This window comes from Uliginosibacterium gangwonense DSM 18521, from assembly GCF_000373965.1.
GTDB lineage: Bacteria > Pseudomonadota > Gammaproteobacteria > Burkholderiales > Rhodocyclaceae > Uliginosibacterium > Uliginosibacterium gangwonense.
Window position 1 is genome coordinate 23,790 of the sequence record NZ_KB892849.1, and the last position, 6,776, is coordinate 30,565.

Sequence of the window (6,776 nt, forward strand, 5' to 3'; positions counted from 1 at the left end):
CATGCCAGAATCGTTTCACTTCAATTCATGGCAGGTTCTCAGGCATTGAGGCGATACTGCATAACCATGCTGTTCAGTTGCGAGGCCATGGTGTTCAGGTCGGTGGCGGCGGCATTGGTGCGTTCGCTGGCTTCGCGGTTGGATTCGGCCATCTGCGCCAGTTGTTCTACCTGCCGGGCAATGGCATCAGCAGCGGAGGTCTGCTCGCGCAGGGCCTCGGAAATCTCTTCTGCCATCATTACCGCATGCTGGGCGTGCTCGCTGATCTGGGTGACGACCTCGCTGGCTTCATTGGTACGCGCCACGCCCTGTGCAACCGAGGTGACGGTGTCACGAACGCTGCCTGTGGCGCCACGGGTGCCCGTGAGGATATTGTTGATACTCTCGGTCACGCTCCCGGTGGCACGCGTGGTGTCCTCAGCAAGCTTGCGCACTTCATCGGCTACAACCGCAAAGCCCCGGCCTTGTTCCCCAGCCCGTGCAGCCTCAATGGCGGCATTGAGGGCCAGCAGATTGGTTTGATCCGCCAGGCTGCGGATGACGCCTACCACCTTTTCGATTTCTGCGGCACGGGTTTGCAGCGTGCCCATCAGCGTTTCGGCTTCGTTCGCTGTGTGGGCGGCTTTCTGGATTTCAGTCACGGTATTGCCGATGATTCCGACCCCGTTTTTGGCCAGCTCGCCCGAGGCATTGGATTCGTTACGGCTATCGTGTGCACGGTCAGCCACGTGATGGATGCTGACGGTCAGCTCTTCAGTCGCCGCCGCAATCGAAGTCGATACCTCACTTTGCGTAGACACCGTTTCGGCTACCTGTCCGGCCGTGCGGGTCAGGCCCAGTGCGGCATCGTGCAAGGATTTGGAAGCGTTGCGCAGCTGCACAAAATCCGTGTTGAAATCTTCAACCAAGGCATTGATGGCGCGCGATGCTACCGCGACTTCATCTTGCCCCTTGACGGGTAGGCGCAGGGTCAGGTTACGTTCGCTCTTGATGCGTTCGATGGTCTGGCTCAACAGGCGCAGCGGTTTGACCGACGTGCGGTACAGTTCCCACCCCAGCGCGGAGAGGATGGCCGCAGCCAGGATCACCACAATGCTGGTTGCCACAGCGGCTCGGTGTTGGGCCGCGCTCATATTGGCTTGCGCCTCTTCTTGCAGTTTGGTGAGGTAGGCCACTTGGTCTTTCATAGCCTTGAAAAAATCCGCCCCGGCTTGGCGCACAACGACGCGCTTGGCGTCCATGGCGGTTACATCCCCCGAGTGGGAAACCGGAATGCTCTCCTGGACGGTGGTGAAGTAGACTTTCCAGAATGACAGGCTTTTGTCAAAGAGCGCCTTGCCGTCCGCATCATTGGCTGTTTTGGCATACTCGGCAAACGATTTGTCCAGGCGGGCGGCCGTCGCTTCCATGTCTTCCACCACGTGAAGGGATTTTTCTTCCGGCGTATTGACCACGCGCTGGAAGCTTGTAAACAAGCGCCGGTATTCCCCCACGTGTTCGGTGATATCGCGGAAAGAGCGCATGCTAGGGAATACGGTGTTGCCGATGAAATCCTGTTGGGTCTTGATCTGCTGGTTCTCGTACAGCGTGACCCCCAGCGTGACAAGCAGGGTCAGAACGGCAAAACAGATAAAAGCAGTCAGCTTTTGAGCGATGGTCATCTTGTCTCCAGATTCTTGTTGGCATGGATGCGCCTCTTCCCCTGGTTTTGCGTGTCTGGAGCCTAGGGGATGCCAGACGTAGGATGAGATGAGGCAGCTAACTCGCTTGATAACGTCAAGGCAACGCGTTCCTTAAGACCTAAAGGCCAAGAAAAATAGAGACGAAGGCAAATAATGACAGGCTTCTTGGGGCAACCGCTGTCAGTGAGGAAAATGGTCGTCTGATGAGTTGACTTGCCTCATCACGAGTACGAATCATTTCGTACTGATCGTGCCCGCCTATTTGGTGCGAGGTGATTTGCTGCGGGGCGTTTCTGCAGATTTCCGGGTTCTTGGTTTGGCAGGACTGGTTTTGTTCGCCTGGGCGCGCAAGGCGGCTGCCAAGGCCCCGCGTGCCCAGGGGAGCATGAGGGCTGGGGAATCCATGGCTTCATCGGGCGCGCGATAGTAGCTCATGGTGGAGATCTTGCCCCCGGTTTCGTAACTGAAAGGCTCCAGCCCCTCGCGCTCAAAATCCGCTCGGTTGTGCTCATCAACTTTGAGGTAGAGCACATCATTGATGACCAGCGCGAAGAAGAGTTCGTCGCAGTAAATCCCTGCGCCACCGAACATTCTCTTGGTGCGGATGCTGCCGAGTGGCGAGAGCAACTCGTGCATGTAGTCGAGGTATTCGGAGGAGGCGCTCATCTGCTTTTCCAGAACGGATAATCCACTGCGGGCTGCTGCCCATTCATTATGTCCGCAAGTGCCTGGGCGGAGCCGCAGGCCAGTGTCCAGCCCAGGGTGCCGTGCCCCGTGTTGTAGAACAAATTTGCCAGACGGGAGCGCCCGATGATGGGTAGGTTGCTGGGGGTGGTGGGGCGTAGCCCGGTCCAGTAATTGGGTTCGGCGGTATTGCAGGCACCCGGGAACATGTCTTCCGCCCAGCGCAGCAGGGCACTACAGCGATCCAGGTCCAGATCCAGATTATAGCCGTTGAGTTCCGCTGTGCCCGCGATGCGCAGGCGGTTGCCAAAACGGGAGCAGACGATGCGCCGCGATTCGTCGGTGAGGCTGACGGTGGGGGCTTTGTCCGGTTGGGCCAGTTCCATGGTGGTGGAGTAGCCCTTAACCGGGTAGATGGCCAGCCGCTCACCATGCGGGCGCATCAGTTGCGGGCTATAGCTGCCTGCCGCCAACACGTAGGCATCGGCCTGGAGGAGACGGGCTTCGCCATTGCCACTTCGGAGTGAAAGGCCGCTGACACGTTGACCGTCGGCTTCTATTGAGGCGACCGAGGTGTCAAAGACAAATTCCACACCAGCCTCGCGGCAGCATCTGGCCAACTCGGTGGCAAAGCGTTGCGCGTCACCGCTTTCGTCGTCCGAGCCAAGCATGGCACCGACCAGATGCGGGGCGAGGTGGGCTAACGCGGGTTCCAGTTCTAGGCAGGCATCACGGTCCAGCATGCGCGAACCGATCCCCAACTCTTGCAGGATCTTGTGTTGCTGCTCGCCATGGTGGAGATTTTCGGGGCTGAAGTACATGTGCAACACGCCGCGCGAGAGCTGGTTGTACTCGATGCCAGTTTCTTCACGCAGGGCTTTCAGGCGCTGCCCACTGAAGGCTGCCAGATGTGCGATGGCAAGGGTGTTTTGACGTGTGCGCCCCGGCAGACATTCACGCAGGAATTCCAGCCCCCAGCGGATGCGGGCCGCTTCGGCAGGCCAACGGAAAAGTAAAGGCGCGTCCTTCTTGCCCAGCCAGCGCAGTACCTGCATGGGGGCGCCTGGGTTGGCCCAAGGTTCAGGGTGGCTGATGGAGATCTGCCCGCCGTTGGCGTAGCTGGTTTCCAGGGCCGGGGCCGCGTCGCGTTCGATGACTGTGACCCGATGGCCCGTCTGGCTCAGATACCAGGCGGCACTTACGCCGGCCAAACCGGCGCCGATGATGGCGATATGCATGATGTGCGTGTGCGTGTGATGTCGGAAACCTAAGAACCTGGTGAACAGGTTCCAATACCCCGGGGTTAGGGCATTCCCGAAGCCTCTATTATTGCGCATTCGGCTACAGCCCGTATGATCTGGGCCAGAGCCTGTCCGATTTATGCCATGTCTGCCTTGAAACTGTTTGTTGCCACTGTTATGTGTTTGGCCTGTCTGCCCGTGCAGGCGGCGGAAAACTATCGCCTACAGGCGCCGGATGAGGTGTATGCGTTGCTGCATACGTATCTGCCGGATGCCGGACAGCCGATTGCGGCCGATGATGAAATTGCCCGCCTCGGGTTGGTACGGCGTCTGCGGGAGCAGACGCGTGATCTGCTGGCGACAGAGGGCTATTTTTCGCCCCAGGTCAGTCTGGACACCGGGGATGTACTGACTTTGAATGTGGTTCCTGGCCCACGCACCAAGGTCAGCAGCCTGGAACTGAATTTCGCAGGGGATCTGGTGACCCAGGAGGTCTTCAAGGCCGAGGCCGAGAGTTTCCGGGCGGATTGGGCACTCAAAGTGGGCGAGGTCTTTCGTGATCGGGACTGGGCGCAAGCCAAGGAACGCCTCTTGCAGCAGGTGGCGGCCCGCCATTTTGCCGGGGCACGCATTGTGGAATCCCAGGCGGACATCGACCCGGAGCGTGCAGAAGCACATCTTCGCCTCACCTTGGACAGCGGCCCCGCTTACCGCTTTGGCGAACTCAATGTGGAGGGGCTGCATGACTATTCGCCGGAGTTGCTAGAGCGTTACAACCTGTTACAGCGAGGGGGGGATTACAGTCTTGAGTCCCTCCAGACCTTGCAGGCCGCTTTGCAGACCACCCCGTATTTTTCATATGTCGAAGTCTCTGCCGATCTGGCCCAAGCCAAAGGCAATGTTCTGCCGATCAAGGTGTTGGTGCAGGAGGCCAAGCCCAAACGCTTTACCGTGGGAGTCGGGTACAGCTCGAATACCGGAGCGAAGTTTGACCTGGGGTTGCGAGACGCGAACCTGCTTGGGCGGGCATGGCTCCTCAATAGCGGCCTGCGCCTGGAGACCAAGCAACAGTCAGCGTTTGCCGATATCTTTCTGCCGCCCGATACGGGAGGCTGGAGAAATAGCGTGGGTGGAATCGCCGAAGCCTCTTACATCAGCGGCCTGCGTCTGCGCCGTCAGACGGTAGGGGTGGCGCGAAGCATCCAGCTCGGAGATATCAACACGCGCTTCGGGCTGAGTCTGCAAGGAGAAACCACCCAGGCTGATGGTGCCGAGCGTAGCCACAAACAGGCCCTGGCACTTGACTGGCAGTGGACGCGGCGCAAGCTCGACAATCCGCTTGATCCGCATCGTGGCAACAGTGTGAGCCTGCGCCTGAGCGCTGCATCGCGCTACCTGCTTTCGGATACAGACTTCGTGCGCACCTGGTCCCGTCTGGCCTATTGGTATCCCTTCAGTAGCCAGGATGTGCTGGGCCTTCGCTTGGAAGGAGGTTATACCGTGGCGAAATCGCGCACTAATGTACCGCAGGATTTCCTTTTCCGTACCGGTGGTGCACAGAGCGTGCGTGGCTACAACTACCTGTCACTTGGCGCACATGAGGGCTCGGCAGTGGTGGGCGGGCGCTACATGGGGACCAGTTCAGTTGAATATACCCATTGGCTGTCAGCCTCCCCTTGGGGGGTGGCAGGGTTTGTAGATGTGGGGGATGCAGGCGACCAACTCAATGCCCTGCGTGCCCATGTGGGTAGTGGTCTTGGAGGGCGCTGGCGTAGCCCAGCCGGGCCTTTGGCACTTGATCTGGCCTATGGTTGGCAGGAGCGACGCTGGCGCATCCACCTCTCTGTTGCACTTGTGTTTTGAAACAAGAATTTGGAGTTTATGCAATAAGTAGCAGATTTGCTCCGTTTTGATGTTTTAAAATCATTTAATTTCAAAGAGTTAAATGTTTGTTTCTACGTGCAGGCCAGACCAATTTGCCTGTCGGTCATAGTTTGAACTGGCTCGGATGTTGTGAGTGTTTTGGCTTATCTATCGATAGGTAAATTTATTGGCAACGTTTTCATTCGTGCGGATATTTCATAAATGTTGCAGTGTGTTGCGGCGGTACAACAAGATGATGCAATGTCGCTGGCCTGACCACATCTTTATCTTGCGTCCGCCGACCCGTGTTTGCCAGAATCATCGCAACTTCTCGGTTCTGAGAGGTAAGGCGAGTGGATCAGGCCCTTTGAGCTTGGCGCTGGCGGCGCAACACTCGGTCTTCAATTGTGAGGAGAATTTTAATTATGCAGAAGAGAATTATTGCTCTGGCTGTGATCGGCCTGATGTCTGGCGCAGCTTTTGCTGACACTTCCGTAACCATCGGTGGCAAGTACGACGCTGGTTATCAGTTTAAGCACACAGCCAACTCGGACAATGCCGATGGCACGTATGGCGGTGCCAAGACCACTGAAACCCTGGGTGACGGCGCTGCTTCCACCTCCCGTATCACGGTGCAGGCCAAGGAAGACCTGATGCCGGGCTGGAATGCCATGGTTGACCTGGACTTGCGCTTCGGTACTGTTGAAGAAGGCAAGACCGGTATCACCAGCAACGATAAGAAGGCCCTGTACCTGACCTCCCCGTACGGCAACCTGCGTTGGGGCGTGATGAACCTGGTCAGCCAACAGTACTGGGATTACGAAGAAAAGCCCTACATGGTTAACGTGAAGGACTTGGAAATCGTCAAGTACGGCATCATGGCCAAGCGCGTTTCCACCCTGAGCAGCCGCGCTACTGAATATGACACCCCCGTGTTCAACCTCGGCCCGGTTGCTTTCCGCGCCAAGGCCAACTTCGTCTTTGGTGACAACCAAACGACGGGTGCCAACAACGTGGACAATGGTGCCACCGGGGCGGTTAACGGCGGTAACGTACGTGCGCTGGCTGTGACGGGCGCTGTCGGCAAGCTGGTGAACTGGACGCTGTCCACCCACGAACGTGCCCGCACCACCTTTGGTCAAGGCCTGAGCAACGGCATGCACTGGCAAGAACATTCGATCAGCATCCACCCGATCGAAGGCCTGAAGATCGGCATGAACTACAACATCTACAAGGGTGGTGACGGTACGGCTGCAGGCGCCTTCAAGGAAAAGAACACCAACTTCGTGGTGGCCTATAACCTGGG

The 6,776-nt window shown here is 57.9% G+C and carries 5 protein-coding genes; 2 read left to right on the forward strand and 3 right to left on the reverse strand.

Features of this window, described 5'->3' with window-relative positions; genetic code table 11:
• Positions 1-38: 38 nt before the first annotated feature.
• From B145_RS27560 to B145_RS0113720, 3 genes are all read right to left on the reverse strand, one after another.
• Positions 39-1,661 carry a HAMP domain-containing methyl-accepting chemotaxis protein gene (locus B145_RS27560; RefSeq protein WP_018608118.1) on the reverse strand — a complete coding sequence of 541 codons (1,623 nt, stop codon included), beginning with the start codon at positions 1,659-1,661 and terminating at the stop codon, positions 39-41.
• 279 nt (positions 1,662-1,940) lie between these two features.
• Complete coding sequence (locus B145_RS0113715; protein ID WP_018608120.1) at positions 1,941-2,348, reverse strand: TfoX/Sxy family protein; 408 nt, start codon at positions 2,346-2,348, stop codon at positions 1,941-1,943.
• Positions 2,345-3,604, reverse strand: coding sequence for a D-amino acid dehydrogenase (locus B145_RS0113720; protein ID WP_018608122.1), 1,260 nt, complete (start codon positions 3,602-3,604; stop codon positions 2,345-2,347). Before B145_RS0113720 ends, B145_RS0113715 begins: the two co-directional genes overlap by 4 nt.
• Before the next feature lie 147 nt (positions 3,605-3,751).
• On the opposite strand from B145_RS0113720, the gene B145_RS0113725 reads away from it, so the two are divergent.
• Positions 3,752-5,470: an autotransporter assembly complex protein TamA gene (locus B145_RS0113725; protein WP_018608124.1), complete on the forward strand. Its 1,719-nt coding sequence runs from the start codon at positions 3,752-3,754 to the stop codon at positions 5,468-5,470.
• Between the two features lie 425 nt (positions 5,471-5,895).
• The coding region (locus tag B145_RS25625; protein ID WP_018608126.1) for a porin at positions 5,896-6,776 on the forward strand (881 nt) is incomplete at its 3' end.